The sequence below is a fragment of the Photobacterium angustum genome, from assembly GCF_002954615.1.
Classification (GTDB): Bacteria; Pseudomonadota; Gammaproteobacteria; order Enterobacterales; family Vibrionaceae; genus Photobacterium; species Photobacterium angustum_A.
This window is the reverse complement of record NZ_MSCJ01000003.1, coordinates 463,436-487,107: the sequence shown is the minus strand read 5'-3', so window position 1 is coordinate 487,107 and position 23,672 is coordinate 463,436. Positions and strand designations below refer to the sequence as shown.

17 protein-coding genes and 4 tRNA genes are annotated in these 23,672 nt (G+C 37.6%); 2 read left to right on the top strand and 19 right to left on the bottom strand.

Annotated elements, in window-relative coordinates:
- Positions 1-237 precede the first annotated feature (237 nt).
- The 18 genes from BTO08_RS16850 to BTO08_RS16760 all read right to left on the bottom strand — a co-directional run bounded on the left by BTO08_RS16850 (position 238) and on the right by BTO08_RS16760 (position 18,900).
- Positions 238-876 carry a MarC family protein gene (locus tag BTO08_RS16850; protein ID WP_105061789.1) on the bottom strand — a complete coding sequence of 213 codons (639 nt, stop codon included), beginning with the start codon at positions 874-876 and terminating at the stop codon, positions 238-240.
- A gap of 634 nt (positions 877-1,510) precedes the next feature.
- Positions 1,511-1,586: transfer RNA gene (locus BTO08_RS16840), tRNA-Asn, on the bottom strand.
- Between the two features lie 7 nt (positions 1,587-1,593).
- Positions 1,594-1,678: transfer RNA gene (locus BTO08_RS16835), tRNA-Tyr, on the bottom strand.
- Positions 1,679-1,685: 7 nt separating this feature from the next.
- Positions 1,686-1,761: transfer RNA gene (locus BTO08_RS16830), tRNA-Thr, on the bottom strand.
- A gap of 45 nt (positions 1,762-1,806) precedes the next feature.
- Positions 1,807-1,897 (bottom strand) — tRNA-Ser (locus BTO08_RS16825).
- 168 nt (positions 1,898-2,065) lie between these two features.
- Positions 2,066-2,299: a hypothetical protein gene (locus BTO08_RS16820; RefSeq protein WP_105061787.1), complete on the bottom strand. Its 234-nt coding sequence runs from the start codon at positions 2,297-2,299 to the stop codon at positions 2,066-2,068.
- Between the two features lie 121 nt (positions 2,300-2,420).
- Complete coding sequence (locus tag BTO08_RS16815; RefSeq protein ID WP_105061786.1) at positions 2,421-2,612, bottom strand: Sec-independent protein translocase subunit TatA; 192 nt, start codon at positions 2,610-2,612, stop codon at positions 2,421-2,423.
- A gap of 14 nt (positions 2,613-2,626) precedes the next feature.
- Positions 2,627-2,914 carry a hypothetical protein gene (locus BTO08_RS16810; RefSeq protein ID WP_105061785.1) on the bottom strand — a complete coding sequence of 96 codons (288 nt, stop codon included), beginning with the start codon at positions 2,912-2,914 and terminating at the stop codon, positions 2,627-2,629.
- Between the two features lie 124 nt (positions 2,915-3,038).
- Positions 3,039-3,746 carry a response regulator gene (locus tag BTO08_RS16805; protein WP_105061784.1) on the bottom strand — a complete coding sequence of 236 codons (708 nt, stop codon included), beginning with the start codon at positions 3,744-3,746 and terminating at the stop codon, positions 3,039-3,041.
- Positions 3,739-5,205 carry an ATP-binding protein gene (locus BTO08_RS16800; protein WP_105061783.1) on the bottom strand — a complete coding sequence of 489 codons (1,467 nt, stop codon included), beginning with the start codon at positions 5,203-5,205 and terminating at the stop codon, positions 3,739-3,741. Before BTO08_RS16800 ends, BTO08_RS16805 begins: the two co-directional genes overlap by 8 nt.
- 137 nt (positions 5,206-5,342) lie before the next feature.
- A complete protein-coding gene (locus BTO08_RS16795; protein WP_105061782.1) occupies positions 5,343-7,205 on the bottom strand; it encodes a potassium transporter Kup in 1,863 nt (620 codons plus the stop codon).
- A gap of 312 nt (positions 7,206-7,517) precedes the next feature.
- Positions 7,518-8,885, bottom strand: a complete 1,368-nt coding sequence (locus BTO08_RS16790; protein WP_242446291.1) for an MFS transporter — start codon at positions 8,883-8,885, stop codon at positions 7,518-7,520.
- Between the two features lie 532 nt (positions 8,886-9,417).
- Positions 9,418-12,432, bottom strand: coding sequence for an HD domain-containing phosphohydrolase (locus BTO08_RS16785; protein ID WP_242446290.1), 3,015 nt, complete (start codon positions 12,430-12,432; stop codon positions 9,418-9,420).
- A 397-nt stretch (positions 12,433-12,829) separates the two neighbouring features.
- Complete coding sequence (locus BTO08_RS16780; RefSeq protein WP_105061779.1) at positions 12,830-13,069, bottom strand: hypothetical protein; 240 nt, start codon at positions 13,067-13,069, stop codon at positions 12,830-12,832.
- Positions 13,070-13,293: 224 nt separating this feature from the next.
- Positions 13,294-15,741 (bottom strand): molybdopterin guanine dinucleotide-containing S/N-oxide reductase, encoded by a 2,448-nt coding sequence (locus BTO08_RS16775; protein ID WP_105061778.1) that lies wholly within the window; start codon positions 15,739-15,741, stop codon positions 13,294-13,296.
- Positions 15,742-15,761: 20 nt separating this feature from the next.
- Positions 15,762-16,856, bottom strand: a complete 1,095-nt coding sequence (locus tag BTO08_RS16770) for a NapC/NirT family cytochrome c (RefSeq protein ID WP_105061777.1) — start codon at positions 16,854-16,856, stop codon at positions 15,762-15,764.
- Positions 16,857-17,271: 415 nt separating this feature from the next.
- Positions 17,272-18,462, bottom strand: coding sequence for an MFS transporter (locus BTO08_RS16765; RefSeq protein ID WP_105061776.1), 1,191 nt, complete (start codon positions 18,460-18,462; stop codon positions 17,272-17,274).
- 36 nt (positions 18,463-18,498) lie between these two features.
- Positions 18,499-18,900, bottom strand: a complete 402-nt coding sequence (locus BTO08_RS16760; protein ID WP_105061775.1) for a lipocalin-like domain-containing protein — start codon at positions 18,898-18,900, stop codon at positions 18,499-18,501.
- A gap of 172 nt (positions 18,901-19,072) precedes the next feature.
- Here BTO08_RS16760 and BTO08_RS16755 point away from each other — a divergent pair, with 172 nt between their 5' ends.
- On the top strand, positions 19,073-19,951 hold the full coding sequence (locus BTO08_RS16755) for a LysR family transcriptional regulator (protein ID WP_105061774.1): 879 nt from the start codon (positions 19,073-19,075) through the stop codon (positions 19,949-19,951).
- A 149-nt stretch (positions 19,952-20,100) separates the two neighbouring features.
- Here BTO08_RS16755 and BTO08_RS16750 read toward each other — a convergent pair whose 3' ends face one another.
- Positions 20,101-21,960: an MFS transporter gene (locus BTO08_RS16750; RefSeq protein ID WP_105061773.1), complete on the bottom strand. Its 1,860-nt coding sequence runs from the start codon at positions 21,958-21,960 to the stop codon at positions 20,101-20,103.
- Positions 21,961-22,310: 350 nt separating this feature from the next.
- Here BTO08_RS16750 and BTO08_RS16745 point away from each other — a divergent pair, with 350 nt between their 5' ends.
- Positions 22,311-23,633: an amino acid permease gene (locus tag BTO08_RS16745; RefSeq protein WP_198038495.1), complete on the top strand. Its 1,323-nt coding sequence runs from the start codon at positions 22,311-22,313 to the stop codon at positions 23,631-23,633.
- Positions 23,634-23,672 lie beyond the last annotated feature (39 nt).

Here is a 23,672-nt window from a genome sequence, read left to right as displayed (position 1 = left end):
TAAAAAAATAACGCCAATAAATTTCAGTAATAAACCTAAAGAAGCGCCACCTTTAGGGGCTTTGTTACAACAGCTCATACATTGTCTATTCATTAAATAATAAGAGTCATGAGCATAAAGGTTCCAGTAAAGGGAAGGTCAATACCTCATCTAATAAAACTAAGTCCATATATAGAAAATATATGTATGGACTTAATCTCATAAATCATCACATTCGTATATCAATTCAACTAAATCTTACTTAACACCAGAGAATAGTACGATTGCATCATGAACACCTTGTATCCCCATTTGCATACCAATCACGGTTAAAATTAGTCCCATTAAGCGCGTAATAATACTGATCCCACTTTGACCAATTTTTTCTATCAGTTTAGGGCCATAAATAAAACAAAAGAACGTGATCACACACAGTAAAGCAAAGGCTGAAACCGTAACAAGAATATGAAACATGCCCCCGGCTGCAGAGTAGTTCATCGCCGTCGCAATCGTGCCGGGGCCTGCAAGTAATGGTAGAGCTAATGGCGAAATCGCAATATCAGCACCGCTATCGGATGTTTCTTCTTCCTTTGCAGCATGCATACTTGATGTATTACCTTGCAGCATGTGATAACCAACAAGAAAGACTAAAATCCCCCCCGCTAATCGTAACGCAGGTAGTGTAATACCAAATACACTAAAGATCCCTTTGCCTAAAAAACAGAACGTTGTGATGATACAAAAAGCCGTAACCAGAGCCTTAAATGCAATCGCTCTTGTTTGTTTTGCTGGCATTCCACCTGTCATTCCCACAAATACTGCCGTATTCGCAAAGGGATTCATCATCGCGAAAAAACCCATGAACACAGTAATGGCGACTGTTATTAAGTCGTGCATGCAACCTCTCTATCAATAATATTTTTAATTAAAACAACATATTCATGAATGAATCATATTTAATATAAATAAAATAGCAAAAACAAAGCAGCAACAAAAACAAACTATTTATTAACCTTTGAAGTATTTGCGCTCATATTTCCAACAATACTGTTTAAAGCCCATCATTAAAGACACAACTAATTGCCGATAGAAAACGTTGCAACAAAAATGTAACCATATGATTTAAATCACATTTACCCCCTTATGAATGGTAATTAAAATAGAAATCAGACAAAATCAACTCATTGCATATAAAGCCGTGATAAAGACATTGTGCATATTCAAAATTTCGCCGTTACTCTGCTGTAATTTCACTCGCAATTGATATTATCTTTATACGGTTGAAGATAACGGAATTCCCCACGGAGGGGACAACCTCAGCAGGCTGATATAGGGATGGTAGCCACATATCTATGGATGGCACAGCTTCAGTAGGTTGTTGAAAGGATTTGTTCAGGAAGAGCCAACCGTACAATTCCCCCAGCAAAAATTGCTCCCAGGAATTGGAGTGATAACATAATCTTATTTTTTATAGATTTGTTTGAAATTGCAGATATAAAAAAGCCCGCAAGCAATTGCGGGCTTTTCTATTTGGCTCCTCCTGCTGGACTTGAACCAGCGACATACGGATTAACAGTCCGCCGTTCTACCGACTGAACTAAGGAGGAATTGTAATGGTGGTGGGGGAAGGATTCGAACCTTCGAAGGCAGTGCCGGCAGATTTACAATCTGCTCCCTTTGGCCACTCGGGAACCCCACCGAAATAATGGTGCCGACTACCGGAGTCGAACTGGTGACCTACTGATTACAAGTCAGTTGCTCTACCTACTGAGCTAAGTCGGCACATTAATTCGTTATTGCCAAGCTATCCAGCTTAACAATCAAATATGGCGGAGAGATAGGGATTTGAACCCTAGATACGCTATAAACGTATGCCGGTTTTCAAGACCGGTGCTTTCAACCACTCAGCCATCTCTCCGTAAGTGCGGCGTATGATAGCGATCACATTTTAGATTGTAAAGTGTCTCGCAAACTGTATGCGTAACTTTTACACATTCAAACGATAGCGTGAAGAATTACACATCAACTTATAATAATTCGCGCAATTACCTGTTTAAAAAACATGCCGCAAACAGATCTTTATACGCTATAACTCACTATTCAAATACGCCTGAATCTCAGTTTGAACACGCTTAAACTCAGCTTCAACGAGGTAATAGGCTTGGTCTGATGAGAAATGCAACTCATCTTGCTTTAAACAAATATTAATGACTGTTTGATCTGCGAAAAACAACATAATAAATGAACTATCAAACTCAACACGTAAGATCGCTGTTTTATTCACTGTAAGATTATTATCAATTATCAATCCACGTTTCATGATAAATACCGATTCAAAAATTCTGCAGTTACCATAACGTATTAATAAAATTTAAACAGAGAGACAAAATAATATTGAGTTTTTTAAGCAATGAACACCATGCACTTAGCTCGTAAACATACTAGCGAGTCGCGTCATCAACCACACTTTTCTCGACAGTTTTCTCTTTAGCGGGCTCATCTTTAACCGCATTTTGAAAACCTTTTAATGCATAACCTAAATCACTGCCTAAGTTTTTTAATTTTTTTGTTCCAAATAACAATACGAAAATAACAGCAACAATAAGTAGTTTGCCAATACTGATTTCACCCATGATGTTGGTTCCTGTTATTTTACAGCGGTGTTGGGTTGGTGACTAAGGTAAACATCTGATTCATAGCGATCTTTTAACCCTGCAAGGATAAAGACCATAGAAAAACACACGCTAATCACATTTTTCGCAAACAAAAATTCAGGATAAACATGGGTTAAAAATAGATGAACCAGACACCATACAGAAATAACTTGTAGCGCAACAGTCGTCAGTTGCTGCCACGTTGATTTTAAAAAACAAGTACGAGTTAGCATAGCTATAAAAAAGACGACTGCTGCTGTCATTTCAATATAAAAAAACATATATCCACCTTATCTTCAAAGCTTTATTTCATGGTATAAAGTTTGATCTAAGGTTTATGTAATAAATACATTAAGTCATATAAAGTTTTTATAAAGAACGATATTTAATAAAAATCGCCCCCTTTTAATTGTCGGCTATCTCTCCATTGATCAAGCGATACCCCACCCCATTTTCAGTGATGATATATTGAGGCTGAGCCGGTGATTTTTCGATTTTATGACGCAGTTGAGCGATATGGATACGGACATAATGGGCATGTTCGGTATAATTACCGCCCCATACTTCTTTTAATATTTGCTTATGCGTCAGTACCTTACCCATATTTTTTGCCAGTAAGGTTAGTATTTTATATTCTTTCGGTGTGAGTTTAATGCTCTCACCGTTATACATTACCGTTTGCATTGCCATATCAAGTAATACATCACCAAAACGGTATTGGCTCACTTCAGTCGCAGTACTGTGAGAATGTAGACGAAGAGCAACTCGAATACGTGCTAATAACTCTTCACTACCAAACGGCTTGGTTAAATAATCATTCGCGCCAGCATCTAAAGCCTGCACTTTATCTGCTTCTTTATCACGAGCTGATATTACAATAATCGGCGTCTCAGTCCAGGTACGTAGCTCTTTGGTAAACTCTAGGCCATCAGCATCCGGTAGTCCTAAATCCAGTAACACTAAGTGAGGATTCCAAGTCACTATTTGCTTAAGCCCTTCTTGTGCGGTTTCTACCGTTTTAACGCTATAGCCGTGTCCTGTTGTTAAAATATCTAAAAATCGACGAATGGGTGCTTCATCTTCAATGACTAATATTTTGGTATCGCTATTCATAAATGCCTGTTAAATCATATTTATCACAAGGAATGGTTACCGTAAAAATGCTACCGCCGCCAATCCTTGGCGAGACGCTAATGGTACCGTTGTGGGCTGAAACAATCAGCTTACAAATAGCTAAGCCTAATCCTGTTCCTTTGACTTTAGTGTGCTCTGAGCGGTAGAAGCGCTCAAAGATTCGTTGAGTTTCATCGGGTGCAACACCGCAACCTCTATCGGCGATCTCAATAGAAAAGCATCCTTTTTGATAGTCTGTTGTGATATCTATTGCTTCGCCAACAGGGCTATACTTAGCTGCGTTTTCAATAAGATTCGCAATAATTTGCTCAATCAACGCATAATCGAGTGAAACTAACATAGTTTCACCCGTTAGGTTTATTGGATGTAACTTAACAACTTGCTCTATGCGTTTCGTCGCACTGCCAATCACTTCTTCTGGCTCTACCCAATCTCGATTAGGGATCAAGGTTTTCGTACTATAACGACTAATATCTAATAGTTTGGTTAAACTGCGATTTAAGCTATAGCCTTCCTCTGCGATGGATTGTAATAGCTCTTTTTGAGTATCCAATGGCAATTTTATTGTTGAGTCACTTAAAGTAGTTGCAGTGCCAATAATCGATCCTAATGGCGTTTTTAAATCATGAGAAACTGCCGCTAATAGCGTATTACGCATCTGCTCTAATTGGTTTGCTTCTTTCGCAATCGTTAGTGCACTGTTGGCTTCTGAGCGTGACAAGGATAAGCTGATAAGCGTGGTTAGAATAGGGTTAAACAGTTGCACTTGCTCTGATTGAATCACTAATACCCCAAACAATCCTGCTTGACCACTGAGTGGATGTAATGCCAAAGATGCTGATAGCACTTCACTCGATTGCTCTCCTCGCAACATAAAGCGTTCAACCACAGAATAGTACTCACTTTGCTGTAACTTATCGTGAGAGGCCAAACAAAAAAGCGTGGGAGAAAATAGCCAGATCTGTGCTTTGAACTGCCCATTTCGCTCTAAATGTTCAATCGCTGAGCTTGCGATCGCTTGGCTTTCATTAAGCGAAGCCAACTCTGATGCTAGATGATAATTACTGTTTAACTCAGATTTTAATTGCTTATTTTTATTAATTTCACGCTGCTGAGATTGCGTTATTTTAACCGCAAAAACACCACTAAAAGCCATGACGGTAAAGGTAATAATGTGCTGATAGTTTTGAAATTTAAACGAATTATGTTCAGGTAAAACAAAGAAGTGAAAAGCAACAATACTGAGAGCCGTGATCACATAAGCAAACTTTCGCCTTAACCAAAAACCACTCACAATGTTAAGTAGCAATAATAGCATCGCGGTATCAGTTTCAATGATCACATCACGAAATTTTACGCCAATGTATGTCACCAAAACATAGAACACCAACAAAATCGCGGTCTTGCTCAGATCATTCCAATTTGTTCGATTCGTCATAAATCAAGCTATTTGTCTTATAGTTAGCATTTAATAATACCTTTAGGGGAATTATCGATAAAGTAAAAAGAGCTTCTACAATTAGCACCAAACTTATGGGATAACCGTGAAGCTCTTGATATAGCAAAAATAAACAATTAAATTTCTAGGTGTACCCCTATTTCAATTAATCTATCTTGCGGTACATGTAGCCGTTCTGAAGTTCTCAACGCATTTCGGCTTAATAATATAAATAGCCTCGCTTTTAGATCATGCCATAACGTCGTATGCTTCAACTTCATTCGCTCGGATGACATAAAGAAAACCGTATCAAGTTCATGCAATGAAAAGCCTTTGCCGTTACAGGCAGTGAATATTTGATCCATATCTAACGATTCTTGGTAACCCACATACGTAATCATCTGCCAAAATGAAGGCGATATTTGTTTTACTTCAATCCGTTTAAGTGGATGCACTCTAGGTTGATCAGGGTATTTAAATGTCATGAGTACATTACGTTCATGTAAGGTTTCATTATATTTTAAATTGTTGACCAATGAGGCAGGCACATGCTCTTCATTACGAGTAAAATAGACGGCTGTCCCCGAAGCGCGAGGCCAATCTTTCTGCTCTAACTCATTGACCATGGCTTCGGCTGACAACGGTTGTTTAATTAATTGGCTGATCCTTTCTCGCTCTAAATACCATGTGACCATCAAAAGAAATACAATTGAGCCGATTGTTAATGGAAGCCAACCACCATCAGAGAATTTCAATGATGTCGCGATAAACAATAGTGCATCATATAACAGCATGAATGCCGCATACTGAATAACAAAGGCTAGCTTCCATCCCCACAAATAACGCGCAACCACAAGGATAAATAAGGAAGAAATTAACATGGTTGCCGTTACTGCAATCCCATACGCTGCCGCTAAACGCTCTGAGCTACCAAATGTCAGTACCACAGTGATCACAAGTAAAAACAATAAAAAGTTAGCTAAGGGAACATAGATCTGACCTTGCTCTTGATGTGAAGTATGGTGGATTTGCACTGGAGGTAGAAATCCTAAATTCACAGCTTGACGAGTTAATGAAAAAATCCCTGAAATCACAGCCTGCGAGGCAATCACAGTCGCACACGTTGCAAGAATGACTAAAGGTAAACGCAGCATATCTGGCGCTAACATAAAGAACGGGTTATCAATATCCACCTGTTGTGATAACACTAGCGCACCTTGTCCGTAGTAATTTAAAACTAAGCATGGCATGACAATGAAAAACCACGCTAAACGGATAGGCTTAATACCAAAGTGCCCCATATCTGCATACAACGCCTCAACACCAGTGACGGCTAAAACAACGACCCCTAAAGTAAACAAGGTTGCCGCACCGTGGTTAAAAGCGAAATGTATGGCGTAAATAGGATTAAGTGCATCTAACACTGTTGGGTTTTTAATAATACTGAGTAAACCTAAAACACCAATAGTGCCAAACCATAACAACATGACAGGTGCAAACAGCCGCCCAATTTTTCCAGAACCGTATTTTTGAATGGCAAATAAAACACAAATAATCGTGATAGCTATCGGTAAGATCATCGGTGTAAAACTGCGATTAATCACCGTGATCCCTTCGACCGCAGACAGTACTGACATCGCCGGAGTAATAATGGCTTCACCAAAAAAGAAACCAGCCGCCAACATACCTAAAAATAAAATACCTTTTTTAAAATGCGGTGGCGCCACACTATGCGCTAAAGAGGTTAATGTTAAAACGCCACCTTCACCTTTATTCGAAGCCCGTGTTACCAACGCTAAATATTTTATACATACCGTTATCACGAAGGTCCAAAAAACTAATGAGAGAATACCAAAAACATTTGCTTGGTTAATGGCTATTGAGTGTTCACCTTCAAACATCGCTTTAAAGGCATACAATGGGCTGGTACCAATATCACCATACACAATCCCAATAGATAGGCACGTCAGTACCCATAAAGACTGTTTTTGATTTTGCATCGTTGATTTTCATGTACATCCCATATCGGGGAAACACTGTACCTTATGACTAAATAGAGGCAGGCAGGTTAACAAGGCGAAGATAAATAAAGGGTAATATTTACGAAGAAAAATATAAAGAAAACATAAACTTTGTTTGTTTTTAAAACAAAAAGTATGGTTATACAACACAATAAAAATGATAACTTTATTATTAAATATATTACACAGCGTTCAAATACAGTATTCATAAATAAAAAAAGAGCGTAAGAAATATTCTTACGCTCTTTTTCAATATCTATTTTTAAAAAGGATCGAAATTTAGCAATTAATCTAAATGTTTTCGATATTCTTTCCTGATGTTTCAAATCTATATTTATATGTTACCCATGCACCAAATAGTGATGTAGCAACAAGACAAAGTAATAAATTAAATACCCCTATTTCATGCATTAATATAGGAAATAAGAACGCAGTTAAAATCGCACCCAACTTTGCAATCGATGCCGCAAAACCAGCGCCTTTAGCTCTAATTTTAACTGGAAACACTTCGCCTGAAATTAAATAAGTCTGTGCGTTAGGGCCAAGATTATTCATAAAATTGAACAACATAAAGCCTAAAAACAGCATATAAATTTGATAGTCACTATTTAGCTTTATCGATACTGCCGCTAAGGCCAAACCGACCGCACAGCCAATAAAGCCGTAAATTTGCAACTTCATACGACCAATCGATTCAGAATAAATAATTGCGCAGATCACTCCAATAATAAGCAAGGAGTCAATCAATGCCGTACCTTTCGCTGAATATACAATGCTTGCTATCGTACTATGAAGCACATCTCCTGCAACAGCGACATGTGGATCAAGCACCGACGCTAAAATCACAGGAGTAAAAATACCAATACCATATGTGCCTAAATCTTGGATAAACCAAGGAGCAGAAGCCAAAATAGTTTTTGCACGGTACTTTTGCTTAAATAGTTTCTTGTAGCCGCCTAACCATGAGTGGTTATCTTCGCCTTCAGGACACGGCACAACCGTCAATGTCATATCAGATTGTGGATCACGATTTAATAATCGTTTTAGTGACTTTTCAGCCTCTTTCTCACGTTTTTTCGACAGTAACCAGTGTGCGCTTTCAGGAATAAAGAAACGTGCAACCGTTATTGCCAATGACGGAACTAATGCCAATATGTACATTAAGCGCCATGCATTAATGTCCTCAGCATAAGTCAGTACGATAATGCCCGTGAGGATACCCAACAAAACACCAACCGACTGAAAAGCAAAAGCGCCAAGTACCAACTTACCGCGATTTTTAGTCGGGATGCTTTCCGAAATCATTAAATGCGCTGTTGGGTAATCACACCCTAATGCTAATCCGATACCAAAGTTAAACAGTAAGATAGTAAGATAAGATTGGCTACATGCCATACCGACTAAACAAACAGAAAGTAATGCCATCTCAATGATAAACATTTTCTTTCGTCCGTAGAGATCAGATAGCCCCCCTAACGCACTTGCACCAATTAATATACCAAACAGTATTGAAGAGCTCAGGGTACCTTTTTGGAATTCTGTTAAATGAAACTGTAGCGTGATCAAGGGCAAAGTTAGCCCCATCATAAACACGATCATTCCTTCGAAAAACTTTCCAAATGTCGCCAACAACCAAATTCGCCACTGTACCTTTGTCATTGACAGGCAAAAGCGGTTTGACCCCTTTTCCCATATTGATGTGTCATCAATATAGTTTTGAATAGTTTTTTGACATTGAATATCTAAATTTTGATTCATGTTAAAAATCAGCAATGCTTATAGTCTTACGACCAATATAAGTATTAAAGGTGCGCGTATATAAACACAGACGAGAGTAAAAATATAAGATATATTTTTCTCTTGACTTAATGGATAAAACAACAATATAAAAAGAAATATATCGATATATTTCAGTTAAATAACAAACATGACCAGTATTGATAGAGTAATCATAGGGTTAAAGCTCTTAATATTATTTATCATACTAAGTCCACACTGTTTTTTATTTTTACTTTGTTGTTACGTACCAAATATAAAATCTAACTTTTAAGTTATGACATTCTACGTTCTTTTTAATTGCATTACATCAGCCAAAAAATAGACACCTATGTTTAATGAGAATAAAAAAAAATAAAGCCCACGATAAAAAGTGGGCTAATCTTTAAAAAATCAAAAAATGTTACGTAAATGACTAGCTAGAAAAATACTTATCAATATCGACTTTATCAATTTGCTTAGAAGGTAAAAACTTTTCAGCATATTGCATATAAACACCGCTTGATAAAAACAATTTGAATAGATCCATATCAATATGTTCATCTAATGCCATTTTGTGCAAGATATCTATCGCAACACTTAATGGTTTAGCCTTCTTGTATGGGCGATCTGCTGCTGTTAGTGCTTCGAAAATATCAGATATCACTAAAATACGTTCAGGAGTACTTAAATCTTTTGCTGATAGCTTACGAGGGTATCCTGTGCCTTTCATTGTTTCGTGGTGCGTTGAGGCATAACGCGGTACACGCGCCAGATCATCAGGGAACGGTAGACTTTCTAACATCTTAATTGTACTGATCATATGTTCATTGATCTTAAAGCGATCTTCTGCCGTTAACGTACCACGTTTAATCGTCAGGTTATAAATCTCACCCAGATTATATTGAAGTTCAGGCACCTGCATTTGTATTCCAAACGCAGGATCAAAACTAAGCTCATTAATACGCTTAATACAGTGCTCTGGCTTATCAACCAATAAATATTCTTCAACAGGTAATGTTTCCGATTTTGCGGATACACTTAGTTCTTCTAATGGTGATAACCCCAAGTGATCATCAAAGTGGCGTAACCATGTTTTATTGGCGATTTCATGTATACGAGCAATATGCTCATCACTCATAAATTCCCCTCCAACATTGGCATTAGCCACAAATTTATAGTCATCTTGTAACTGTTTTTGCGCCTGCTTTAATGTCGCCAATGCAATTTCTTGTTCATGTGGGTTATCGATAATATGTTGTAAGTAATTAAGCTCCGCATCACGCCATAACACTTCAAAACGCATTCTAATTTCATGAATACGATTATAGTTTGCTTCTAGCTTCGTTCCTTTATCAACAATATGTTCAGGCGTTGTGATCTTACCGCAATCATGTAACCACGCTGCAATTTTAAACTCTCGACGTTCAGCTGCATTTTTAAAACGGAAATCGGCAAATTGACCTTGTTTGGATTTTTCCACTTCATGGGCAAACATCAACGCAATTTCAGGTACACGATTACAATGGCCTGCGGTATAGGGCGATTTATCATCGATTGCTTGTGCAATTAGCTGAATAAACGATTCGACAAATTCATCTTGACGTTTTTCATGCTCTTGAAGAGATTCAGCAGCCGTGTAAATTGACATCGAGAGATCATGAAACTCTTTGATTCGAGTCGGGATCACAGTCACATCATTATAACGTCGCAGCTTCACTTTTTTATTTTCTTCACGTAGCCGTAAAATTGGCTTAACTATCGGTTTTGCACAAAACCCTGCTAACGGAAGTAACACAAGTAATAATAGGGCCGATGTAAAAATAGATGTACGAATTTTTTCTTCACTGGCGGCATAAACCGATGCTTTAGGTACCATCGAAGCAAAAAATATTTGATCATGTCCACCACGTCTTACATCGCGTACATAATAAAAATAGCCATCATCATTACTATTCTTTTCTATCAGTTGGTTCTGGTAAGACTCATCTGCTGCAAAGTCGATTAACTCTACATAAGGAACGACACCTGTACGATTCACTTCCGCATTAGAGCTTAACCACCTCTGCTTTAAATAATGTTGCTGCTGAGGCGTCAATGATTCAATCGCGCGATTGATAATATCTAAAAGGGGCTTTTTCTCAGGAGGCAAAACCAATGATAACGGAAAGCTGTTTTCAATATTTAATGTATGATAAGTCAGATTATTAATCATAAATTGCTCTGACACATAACTAAGCACAGCTTCTACATCAATGAAAGCATCAACCTCCCCCTCACTTACTGCTCTTAAAGCTTGATCAACATGTGAGTAAGTCACAATATCAATTAAAGGGTATTTTTCTTTGATCACTGAGATAATTGGCCAGTTGCTTAATAATGCTAAGCGTTTACCATTTAGATCTTGTAACTTTTCGTAATGCTTACTATCTGAGACCGCAATTGCAAAGGGAGATTTAAATAAAGGTTTACTAAAAATGCCTAATCCCTGATTACTTGGAATATCAGGTACAGACGTTAGAATATCTAACCCTCCGTTGGAATATGCCTGTTGTAATCCTTGTTCTCCCGCACCGTTAAAAAAATCAAACTCGAGTCCTGTTGATTGGCCTACCATATAAAGTAAATCAGGGATAAATCCGGCAGGACGCCCCGATATAGTAAAATCTATTGGTGCCCAGTTTTCTTGATTTGATACGCGTAATATAGGGGTATTTTTAATTAACTTTTGCTCTTCTGGCGTTAGTACTAAAGGTTTAGATTTTGGTAATGGCTGTTGTCTAAAAGAAAGCTCACTACTTACCACTAACTCTCCTGATGGTAAATAAAGAAAGTTATGACTAACATCGCTAACACTATTTTCTTGTAATAATTTATTAAAATGCGCCAGTGTAAAATCGATACCAACAACAACCTTGCCTTTATCAGTAGGCACTTCTGTTGAGTAAGTTATGCCTGTAACCTCTTCAGGCAAAAATAAATAAGGCTCAGAACGGAAAACTGAACCACGTGTAGCATTTATATACCAAGAGCGTAATGTTGGTGAAAAAACATTTTTACGTTTTATTCTTTTTCGTAAATTAAAATTGGCATCATAAAAAGAATCATATTGTGTCATACCATCTGAATCGGCACTGCGCTCGATAATCAGCCAGCGATCTTGCTTTAATGCATTATTTTTACGTCTGACATCAGACATAGAGTCTAAGTTGATAATGATATAGGCATAGTTTTTATCCGTTCCAATAAAGGCACTATAAAAACTTGGGTTGTCTTTTAAAACATTAGTGAAAATGCTACGAATAACATCTTTAGATGGCGAATCAAGAATAGTGCCTAAGTGTGAGAGGTACTTTACCGTTGCTATGGCATCATCACTAACATCTGTTACAGCATCAGAGACAGACTCGGCTAACATTTGATACTTAACTTTTGCCTGATCTCGCGCCATTTGCTTACTATGGTAATATTGTAAACCAATCGCGATCGATGAAGTAATAAGTGCAACTAGTATAAAAAGAAAAATAACAATTGATTTAATGCTTATTCTTTTATTTTTGAAAAACGTCCATCCCTGCATACTTACACTATCCCATACGTTTTCTTGCGGTTACATAAATCATACAAACAACTAAATATATCAATAACAATTATTCGGCATATTTAAGAAGAAGATAACAAATATATGTAAAAATCGTTAGGAATGGCAAAAATAGTAAAGATATTTGTATGAATTCGCAGCAGCACAAAGGTTAGGACCGCTAAAAAGCGAAGTACTTAATATATGAATGACATAAAAATTCAGCTTAAGTAAAGGCTTAAGCAAAAAATATAACGTTGCTCTTAAATTACGAGCAACGACATATGATCTTCAATAATGATTTCGACTCTGCTGTTTTTACAATCTCAATTTTATTGTCTTTGATGTTAGCCCATTGAGATAGTAGTTTCGATAACTCATCTTTCATCATTTGAACATTGTACGGAATGCGATTAGTACGTAACTCACCAAGTAAACGCTGCTTAGCGATAGATGCGGTACCTAATACAGGCTTATCGATTTGTTTCTTTTTCCATAGATTAAACATAACCAGTATCCCTATCACCTAGTACTTTTTTTCGATTATAGTTGAAATTTAAATTTAGTTACATTTTTTCGATAATTTAGAGATCTTGATCAAACAAGTTCAATTAAAGATCTTTATTAACCGAATACATAAACTATATCGACCGATTATCCAAAATCTTAATAAATAAAAAAGCCGCAAATCATAATTACGGCTTATGTTTATATTGATAGGTTAAACATTCATTACGCTATCGCTGGCTCATCAAATGCAGTCAATGGCAATATTGGCCCTATGTATTTTTCAATTTTCACAACAGAAGAGTTACCTGCGCAGCCGTTTGCTAAGCGTGACGTTGGAATATCTCCCGTCAATACGTTGCAACCACCATTTTTACAAATACCTGTTATAGGATCTAAATCAGGCCATCCACCTTCGTGAATACAGACCGAGCCTTGCTTAATTCCATCTGTAATGTAAGCGCCTACTAGTACTTGCCCACGGTGATTGTAAGCACGCACTAAATCTCCCTGTTTAATCCCTCGCAGTTTTGCATCTGCAGGGTGAATCGAGATCGGCTCACGATCAGCAATCGCGTACTCTTTACGAAGTTCAGCATAGTTCAACTGACTATGAAGACGATGCGCCGCATGAGAGGTCATTAACTGTAATTCACCATCTTTGGCATTTCCGACCCACTCATTTGGCGCAAGCCATGTTGGATGAGGAGGACAATCTGGATAGTTATAACCTTCAATAGTTTTCGAGAAAATCTCAATTTTACCACTTGGTGTACCTAGTGGATTCATAATGGGATTTTCACGGTATGCTTGGTAACGAACAAACTTGGCATTTTGCGTATTGTATTTCATCTCAAGCAATTGGTTTTTCTTCCAGAAATAAGTGAAATTCGGCATTGCGATGCGATTTTGACGGCCAATTGCTTGTGCTTCTTTATAGAAGCCATTTAACCATTCCATCTCTGTTTTATTTTCTGTATACACGCCGCGACCGCCCGCTTTTAAACGCTCAGCCATATCAGCAAATACATCAAAATCATTGCGTGATTCAAATTGTGGCTCAACCACTTGTTTCATTGGCACGAGATGTTGATTACTGTAATCCCCCGTCATGGTTAAATCATTACGCTCAAACGAAGTGGTAATAGGCAAAACAATATCGGCATGTTTTGCTGCTGCCGTCCAATACGGTTCTGAAATAACAATTAACTCAGGCTTCTGCCACGCATCAATTAAACGGTTAGTATCTTGGTGGTGAGTAAAGTTGGCACCACCAGCCCACCAGATCATTTTAATCTCAGGGAACACTTTTTCATGACCATTATGCTGATAAGTTTGTCCCGGATTTTCTAGCGCTTCCACAATACGTGCGACAGGGAAACTGTTCATAGCCCCTGATACTGCCCAGTCGTTACCCGCAGAAGAGGCACCATCAATGGCTGCAGATATAGCAGGTAATACACCAGCATCACGCGTTGGGTTACCACCATTAGAATAGTGGTAAGAGAAACCAAATCCCCCGCCAGGTAAACCAATTTGCCCCAACATTGCCGCTAACGTCACCAACATCCAGTGACGTTGTTCACCGTATTGCTGGCGCTGAATCCCCCACCCAGCCATTAGCATAGTACGATTTTTACTAAAGATATCAGCCAAAATCGTTAACTGTTTTGCTGGTACACCACAAATATCAGATGCCCATTGCGGTGTTTTAGCAATACCATCTGACTTACCTAAGAGGTAATCTTCAAACTTGTCATAACCTGCGGTGTATTTATCTAAGAAAGCTTTATCGTACTGACCGCTATCAACCAATGCATAAGCAATACCTAACATCATTGCCACATCAGTACTTGGGTGCGGTGCAATCCACTCTGCACGATCACCGAAGAACTCAATGGTTTCAGAACGCATAGGATCAATCGCGATAATGGTCTTGTTCGATTTTTTCAATTGGTGGAAAAACTCAAGACCCGCACCATCAGTCGCACTCCACGCGATCTTTAAAGTATTAAGCGGATTCAAGCCCCATAACACCACCACATCACTGGTTTCTAACACTACAGGATAAGTCGTTTGCTGCTCATATACCTCAATCGAGCCAACAACGTGCGGCATGATCACCTGTGCAGCACCTGTAGAGTAATCACCCATATGGCCTGAGTAACCGCCAGCCATGCTCATATAGCGTTGTAATAATGTTTGAGCCTTATGTAATACGCCACTTGAACGCCAACCGTAAGCCCCTGCAAATACAGACTCAGGGCCATAAGTTTGGCGAATACGCATATGTTGAGCGTGAATCAAATCTAATGCTTGATCCCAGCTCACACGTACAAACTCATCACTGCCACGTTTACCTTGTGGTGCATTTGGATTATCTAAATAACCTTTACGTACCATTGGGTATTTCACACGTGCTTTGGTGTGAACGTAATCTTTCGCTGTGGTTTGTAAGCTGTTTTCAACTGTTGCTGGCAATGCGCCTTTCGATGACACAATCTTGCCATCTTGCACTTCAATCAGCATTGCGCCCCAGTGAGCTGCCGATAACACCGCTTTTCCTTGTGGCTCGGTGGTCGTTGCACAAACAGGCATCGCCTTAGCAATCGTCAATGCCCCAACAGAAGCCGTCGCGCCTTTTAAAAAGTGGCGGCGTGATAATGACATCATGGTAATTTCCTTATTCATGCTTAGTGACCAACCACATCTTTGGCGTTGTACTGGAAGAACTTCGTTAAGATCTCAAGATCTTCTGCTGAAATAGACGTACGATCGCCCATACCTTTCGCGATTGAAGGCCATGCATTTACAGTAAAGTGATTAGCAGGGATCTTAGCGTGACAGGTTGAACAGAACACGTTATCGAGCTGTTCAGCGTAGTCCCAAAGGCGCTGTTGGCTATCAAGCACTGGCGCTTCGATAGTCGCAACAAGAGAAACTGGACGCCATTGATTACCGTAAGCATCAGTTTTAAATTCGCCAGCTTTTAATGCTGACTCACCGTCTTTGGTTAAGGTAGCAATAATGGCTCGTTGACCTTCGCCCATATACAGTACTTGCTCGGCACCTTCCATCTGATAACCCGATAGCTCTATTTGGCGCTTACCATTTTCATCTTTAAGGTTTTTTAGCGGTGTCGCTGGGTTAATCGAACCTAAATCTCCCATGGCAATCGTTTGTACTGGATACACTATTTTCGCATCTGTTGGGGTTGTTTTCGCTTCATCTAACAGATGATCAAGAGCGGTTGAATCCATTTTGGCTTCAGGTGGAAGATGTGCAACACCTTTGTGACAATCGATACAGGTTTGATCGTTTTCCTCTGCATATAAGTGCATTTTCTGTGCATCTTCCGACTGATCATAAGTTTCCATTGCATCTTCATCATGACAGCTACGACAAGTCGCAGAATCATTAGCGCGCATTTGTTCCCACACGGTTTCCGCCATTGCTTCACGGTGCTGCTCGTACTTCTCGTCAGTATCAATCTTACCGGTCACAAACTCATGATAAACGTCTTTGGTCGCGCGGATCTTTGTCCATAAATATTCGATTGGTTCTTGTGGAATATGGCAATCAGAACACTCAGCTCGGATCCCTTTCGCATTACTAAAGTGAACAGAGCCTAAATACTCTTTATATGGGGTTTCCATTGAATGGCAAGAAAGGCAGAACTCAGTGCTAGATGTTTTATCAAGGATGACTTGTGTTCCCCCTAGCGTCAGCCAGCCAATACCGATGCTAGATGCCACAATTATGGCAAGGGTTGTTTTATTTAGTTTCATGATACTCGCATATCCATATAAGCAATAGACACTCAAAGACCGAATGCGAGCGAGAAATTACGCTATTGTGAAGTTTTTAAATTTGATTAAGACCACATTTTATTAAAGGTTATTAAGAGAACATTTCAAAACCACTGTTAATTTCACATTTTTACATATTTTACAATTTACGAGTATTTATAATCTTTAATCTACTAAAAATAAAATCAACAGCGAAAGCTCGCTATTGATTTTATCGTTATTTCATCTCATAACACTTACGCCACCCACGTAGATCATAACTGTGTGACCTTTTTGTTATTTCAACGTTATACGAGATGCTCATCAGCTTAATGATAAGATAAAAACGATATTTACTTTTCAATAAAGAATCTATTTAAAAAATTTCCATCCCACATATAACATCAATTTTCTCTTAAATTTCAGGCTTTCTGTTAGTAAATACCCACACTTTTAGTTCGTAAACCAGCATAAATACAGCTACATAACTAAAGGCTAATGTCACCGATGACATATTGATACCACTAATGAGCGATGTCACAGCAAACACGATAATACCGACAATCGTGCCACATAATGAGGTCGCAAACCCTGCCTTTTCAGGAAAAATAGTCATGGTAATTGCGATCGCATTTGGCACAATCAAACCGACAAATAAAAACATCAGTAGTAACGGTATAATGATCACATAAAGATTATGATAAAAATTCACCATCACTAACATTACCAATGCGGTAATAATTACTAGCGTTACTCCTAACTTGAGAATATTTTCATTATTATAGTGAACAATTAACATACGGTTTATAATAGTACCTATAAAATAACCACATCCTAGCAACATCGCTATATAGCCATATTCTAATATCGTGTATTTCATAGTGACTTCTAGCAAATAAGGGCCAGCCGTATTAAAAATCAAAACAGAGCTATAACTTAGACCATAAACAATACTTAATAATAAAAATGTCTTATGTGAGATTATCTCAAAAAAACTATTTTTAATATGAGTTATCTTTAATGGTACTAAGCTTTTATTTGATTCTTCAAATAGTGCCGTACACACAAATAAAATAACAAGTACATAGATAGCGAATAAATAGAAATTTGCTTTCCACCCTAGGTAATGGGATAAATTAGCACCGATAAATGGTGCAACAATCGGCCCTAGCGCCCAACTTAAGGCAAAATAATTCGCCATTTTCTTCAGCTCTAACCCTGAGAACAAATCAACAATGATTGCTCTCATCCCTGAAGCTAACCCTGCGATAGCTACACCTTGAATGAAACGTAAGCAATTGAACTCAAACATACTATTCACTGTTGTACATAATACACTTGCCACTAAAAAGAGTAACGATGAGAATATAAAGATCCGTTTACGCCCATATGTGTCAGACAAAATACCGATCACGATTTGCCCTAAGCCATACCCCAATAAGTATAGTGAGATACTCAGTTCAGCATATTTTATTGACGTATGATAGTAAGACGATATCTCAGGCAACGAGGGAACATAAATATCAATTGCAATACCCATTAAAAATGAGATTGATATAATTAAAAACAAAGCAACTTTCTTTTGATTGTACAATAACACTTTCATTATTATTTCTACTCTTAATATGAATAATTAGGTTGATTATTCACTTTTCTTCCACGTTAATTTTGCTGTACTTAGTTTTCCATCAATTCCAATTTGTGGCAGCGTAGTAATAACTAATATATCACCCTCGAAAGCAATTTGACGCTGAAGTGTCAAATCCATCCAATCAGGGTCCCATGTTCTATCAATATAAAAGTTGCACTTATCACCATCTAACGTGTATTTCCCCATATACGCCATCATGGTTTTATAGAGCTTTTCATTATCTTTATTAAAATCTTCCCGACCTTGTTTTGAAATAAACACACTAACAAAGCCATCACTGGTAAAAATAATCCGCCCACAAGGTGTATCCCCCATAATATCGGACTCAACACCTGTCTCTATTACTGTGTGTTTAAAAGACAATAAATCCCATGCACCAATAATACTTTTCATCCAAACCTCGAATACAAAAAATAAATAACCGCAAAACAAAATAAAGTGAGCATTTATCTGAGCTCATTGATTTTATTAAGCAGTTTTGTTTGACCAAGAAAATAATAAATGAAGTAGAGGTTTAAAAATGCTGCGATAATCTCTCTATATACCAACAAATCTGCAGCACACTATGAACTGGGACGACACGCAATACCTCCTCGCATTAGGACGAGAAAAAACACTACGCAAAGCTGCACAACAGCTATATGTCGATCAAGCTACCGTTGGAAGGCGCATCGCCATTTTAGAAAACTCACTTAAATGCCAATTGTTTATTAGAAGCAATAAAGGTTACGAATTCACACCAGCAGGTTATCAAGCATTCTTAGCCGCGATAGAAATGGAACAAGCAGCCCTCACTTTACAAAACAAAGTTAAAGGCTTCGATCAGCAGTTAAAAGGCGATATCACCCTTTCAACTACCGATTCTATTGCAATTGACTTTATTATTAATGCTATTAAGCAACTGAGAACGTCTGCGCCTGAAATTCGCATCAAGCTCGATGTTACGACTGCGCTACGCGATATGACGCAACACAATATTGATATTGCGATCAGAAATATTCGCCCAGATACGCCAGGATTAGTCACAAAATTGCTTTTAACCTCACCAATGGGGCTCTATTCAAGCAGTGAATACTTACATCAACATGGTTATCCTAAAACATCCGATTCGTTGGCAGGTTTAGATCTGATCGTTCATGCCCCTATGGTAGAAAAGTCCCCAGATAAACTGTTTGGTTTAGCTATCGACAAGGCAAAAATCGCACTGTTTGCTGACAGCAGTTTATTATTAAGAACATCGATAAATAATGCCGTAGGGATCGGCTTCTTACCGAAGTTTATGGCAGATATTGATAATCTCGTACCGATCTTTCCTGAAAAGGACTTCAATGCAAACTACGAGATCTGGCTGGTTACACACGCAGATATTATTCATACCGCGCGTATTCAAATGGTATTAGATACCCTTTCACAACTATTTAGCGGTTATTGCAAAGGTATATAAAAACGTTAATATGATGCGCGTAACTCTTCCTAACCTCATTGAAGATAGGAAGAGTTTTTTACTCGTTAGATCAGAAAGATAAAATGGGCAACGTCGATAAAGCTCTCACTCACAAATGCATTAATTGTGATATTCCGACTCGGCTAATACTAATTATTAACTAATTGATAAACCACTTTTTCTAATTTTTCGGCTGAAATCTGTTCTGCCGGTATCGGTGTAGAAGCAACAACCTCAAGCTCAGAGCGAAAACGTTTTATTGCGCGCATAATAGTAAATCGACCACTACGACTAAATATAGAACCCCATACCCCTTTCAATCCCATAGGAACAACAGGGACAGGGTTACGTTTTACAATATGTTCTATGCCTCGTTTAAACTCATTAAGTTCGCCTGTTCGTGTAATTTTCCCCTCGGGAAAGATACAAATAATTTCGCCAGATGAAAGCTCTTTATCAATTTGATCAAAAGCTTGTTTATAAATTTCAGTTGATACTTTTGGAGAACAAATAGGGATCGTTTTCGCCCATTTAAAGAAATATTTCATCACAGGTAAATTCGCGATATTTTTATCCATAACAAAACGAACAGGTCGACGACTAGCTGCCCCCACTAAGATGGCATCAACAAAGCTAACATGATTACACACTAAAACAGCAGGTCCCGTTTCAGGAATATTATCAAGCCCCGTTGATTTCGCTCGATAGAGAACGCGGGAGATAATCCAAACGATAAAACGTATTAAAAATTCTTGAACTTGACTAAATACGTAAATAGATACAATCACATTAAGTAACGCGATAGAAAGAAACAGCTCAAGAACTGATAAATGAACGACTGTTAACATCACAATTGAGAATAACGCACTACCAACCATAAACAATGCATTAAGAACATTATTACCAGCAATCACTTGAGCACGGTGCTCTTTTTCACTTCGTTGTTGAATTAACGCATTTAACGGTACAACAAAGATACTTCCTGATGCGCTAAGTAACATTAAATCAAGCAGTAAACGATAATTGTTAAGCGTAAAATCAACCATAGTCATTGAATTTGAGGTGATAATATTCTGGCTTGAGAAATACAGATCAAAGCCAAACACACTCATACCTAAAGCCCCAAGCGGAAGAATACCTAATTCAATCTTATCGCCAGATAACTTCTCACAAATGATTGCCCCTAGCGCAATACCAACTGAAAAAATGGTCAGTAGCATTGTGACATATTGAGGATCATCACTAATAAGTGTTTTAGCAAAATGTGGAAGTTGAGTTAAATAAGTCGCCCCCACAAACCAGAACCAACTAATGGCTAAAATAGATAAAAAGACGGTGCGGTTTTGTTTAGTAATACGTATTGTTTTTACAACCTGCTTAATTGGATTCCAATTAATGGTTAATTCAGCGTTATTCGGTAATGCTTTTGGAATAAAAAGACTACTGACAAAACCAAGAAGAGATAATACAACAACGCAAACAGAGGCTGTAAATGCACTGTCTTCAGTATGAAAAATAAAACCTGCGCATAAAGTACCACCAAGGATCGCAAGAAACGTCCCCATCTCAACCAATGCATTACCAGCAAGCAACTCTTTTTGTTTTAAGTGTTGCGGCATCAATGCAAACTTTACGGGTCCGAAAAAGGCAGATTGCGCCCCCATCAAAAATAATAAACCCAAAAGTAAAGGGATCGAGTGCATTTGTATCGCCCATGCACCTAATGCCATTACGCCTACTTCGATCAGTTTTAGCGTCTTAATTAATCGTGATTTTTCATATTTATCCGCTAACTGCCCACCTAACGGTGCAAAAAGAAAGAAAGGTAAAATGAACAAACCAGCGGCAAGATTCACCAGCATTGCACTTTCAGCTTGGTTGTACAGTGATGAAAATACGATCACGAGTAATAGAAAATTTTTGAATAGATTATCATTGAAAGCACCCAGTGCCTGCGTAATAAAGTAAGGCAGAAAGGATTGCTTTTTTAATAAAGATAATTGACTCATACACACCTCGTGTCATTGCATAGCTCTCTTTTGATGTACTATACGACACAATCGAACAATGTACAATTGATTATATACAATATGAACACAAGCTCTTATTACATAGATTACTTTTAGTTGCTTTGAATTTAGTCTCACTTCTAAAAGTATATAAAGTTATAATATAAAAATAACATTTTATATATGAAATGTTATATTTTATGTTTTTAATATGTTAATCACATTTGTAATATATGGCCGAGTTTTTTATGTGATATGACTTACACCCTAACCAATAAGCAAAAAATATAATTTAAAAAACATTAATAATATCGGGGAATAATCCATAAAATTAATAACAGGATATTGCAATGATAGTTAATACTTTTCCCCTACCCAATGATATAAATACTCCATTACACCAAAAAGCAAACATGACAAAAGAGGAATGGAAGGAAGCAATCAAATTCGATAATGTAGATATTGGATGGATTGTAATGAGTATTGGAATGGCAATTGGTGCAGGAATTGTATTTCTTCCAGTACAAGTAGGAGTAATGGGGCTGTGGGTATTTTTACTATCGTCTGTTATTGGTTACCCTGCAATGTATTTATTTCAAAAGTTATTTATTAATACGTTAGCTGAATCAAAAGAATGTACAGATTACCCAGGTGTTATTTCTGGATATTTAGGAAAAAACTGGGGAATATGTCTTGGTGCGCTTTATTTCCTTATGCTTGTTATTTGGGTATTAGTTTATGCATTATCCGTAACTAATGACAGCGCCTCATATTTACACTCTTTTGGGATAACAGAACATCATTTAAATCATAATGTATTTTATGGCTTAGGACTTATTTGCTTGTTATGTTTTATTGGTTCAAAAAGTGAAAAAATTCTTTTTAAAATATCTGGTGTAATGGCGGTTACAGTAATTAGTTTAGTTGCGATAATGGGGATATTAATGATCCCTGAATGGGACTTTGCTAATGTGCCTGAAGTTGGAAATTGGCAACCTTTAATCAAAAATGCCATTATTACACTGCCTTTTACATTAACCTCTATTCTATTTATTCAATCATTGAGTCCAATGGTTATCTCGTATCGTTCGCATGAAAAATCCATCGAAGTTGCGCGCTATAAGGCTTCGAGAGCAATGAAAATTGCATTTACCGTACTCTTCATTTCTGTTTTTTTCTTTGCTCTTTCGTTTACTTTTGCAATTAGCCAAGATGAAGCAATGCATGCAAAACAAGAGAACATCTCTGCGTTGGCCATGATTGCACACTTTTTCCCTGGTAGTTGGGCAACAGCTGTAGGTGTAATCATTAATATTTTTGCTGTTGTGACCTCTTTTTTTGGTGTTTTCCTCGCATTCAAAGAAGCATGTAGCGGTATGGCAATGAATATTCTTGAACGAAAATATAAGCGAGAAAATATAAACAAACAATTAGTAAGTAAATTAACGATCTTATTTACTATTTTAATCGCATGGGGAGCCGTTGCGTTAAACTTGCCGATTTTATCTTTTACTTCAATTTGTTCGCCTATCTTTGGTATTGTAGGGTGTCTAATTCCTGCTTATCTTGTATATAAAGTTCCTCACCTCCACAAGTACAAAGGATTATCAACAAACTTGATTATCATTACAGGTATTTTACTTTGTATTTCTCCACTCTTAGCATTTATTTAATAAAATAGCTGTATTCAAGTAAACAATTATATTGAATAC

Excerpts from the sequence above, each read along its gene's own strand:
- BTO08_RS16850 (WP_105061789.1), bottom strand. The coding sequence starts at position 876 with ATGCACGACTTAATAACAGTCGCCATTACTGTGTTCATGGGTTTTTTC.
- BTO08_RS16820 (WP_105061787.1), bottom strand. The coding sequence starts at position 2,299 with ATGAAACGTGGATTGATAATTGATAATAATCTTACAGTGAATAAAACA.
- BTO08_RS16815 (WP_105061786.1), bottom strand. The coding sequence starts at position 2,612 with ATGGGTGAAATCAGTATTGGCAAACTACTTATTGTTGCTGTTATTTTC.
- BTO08_RS16810 (WP_105061785.1), bottom strand. The coding sequence starts at position 2,914 with ATGTTTTTTTATATTGAAATGACAGCAGCAGTCGTCTTTTTTATAGCT.
- BTO08_RS16805 (WP_105061784.1), bottom strand. The coding sequence starts at position 3,746 with ATGAATAGCGATACCAAAATATTAGTCATTGAAGATGAAGCACCCATT.
- BTO08_RS16800 (WP_105061783.1), bottom strand. The coding sequence starts at position 5,205 with ATGACGAATCGAACAAATTGGAATGATCTGAGCAAGACCGCGATTTTG.
- BTO08_RS16795 (WP_105061782.1), bottom strand. The coding sequence starts at position 7,205 with ATGCAAAATCAAAAACAGTCTTTATGGGTACTGACGTGCCTATCTATT.
- BTO08_RS16790 (WP_242446291.1), bottom strand. The coding sequence starts at position 8,885 with ATGACAAAGGTACAGTGGCGAATTTGGTTGTTGGCGACATTTGGAAAG.
- BTO08_RS16785 (WP_242446290.1), bottom strand. The coding sequence starts at position 12,432 with ATGGCGCGAGATCAGGCAAAAGTTAAGTATCAAATGTTAGCCGAGTCT.
- BTO08_RS16780 (WP_105061779.1), bottom strand. The coding sequence starts at position 13,069 with ATGTTTAATCTATGGAAAAAGAAACAAATCGATAAGCCTGTATTAGGT.
- BTO08_RS16775 (WP_105061778.1), bottom strand. The coding sequence starts at position 15,741 with ATGATGTCATTATCACGCCGCCACTTTTTAAAAGGCGCGACGGCTTCT.
- BTO08_RS16770 (WP_105061777.1), bottom strand. The coding sequence starts at position 16,856 with ATGAAACTAAATAAAACAACCCTTGCCATAATTGTGGCATCTAGCATC.
- BTO08_RS16765 (WP_105061776.1), bottom strand. The coding sequence starts at position 18,462 with ATGAAAGTGTTATTGTACAATCAAAAGAAAGTTGCTTTGTTTTTAATT.
- BTO08_RS16760 (WP_105061775.1), bottom strand. The coding sequence starts at position 18,900 with ATGAAAAGTATTATTGGTGCATGGGATTTATTGTCTTTTAAACACACA.
- BTO08_RS16755 (WP_105061774.1), top strand. The coding sequence starts at position 19,073 with ATGAACTGGGACGACACGCAATACCTCCTCGCATTAGGACGAGAAAAA.
- BTO08_RS16750 (WP_105061773.1), bottom strand. The coding sequence starts at position 21,960 with ATGAGTCAATTATCTTTATTAAAAAAGCAATCCTTTCTGCCTTACTTT.
- BTO08_RS16745 (WP_198038495.1), top strand. The coding sequence starts at position 22,311 with ATGATAGTTAATACTTTTCCCCTACCCAATGATATAAATACTCCATTA.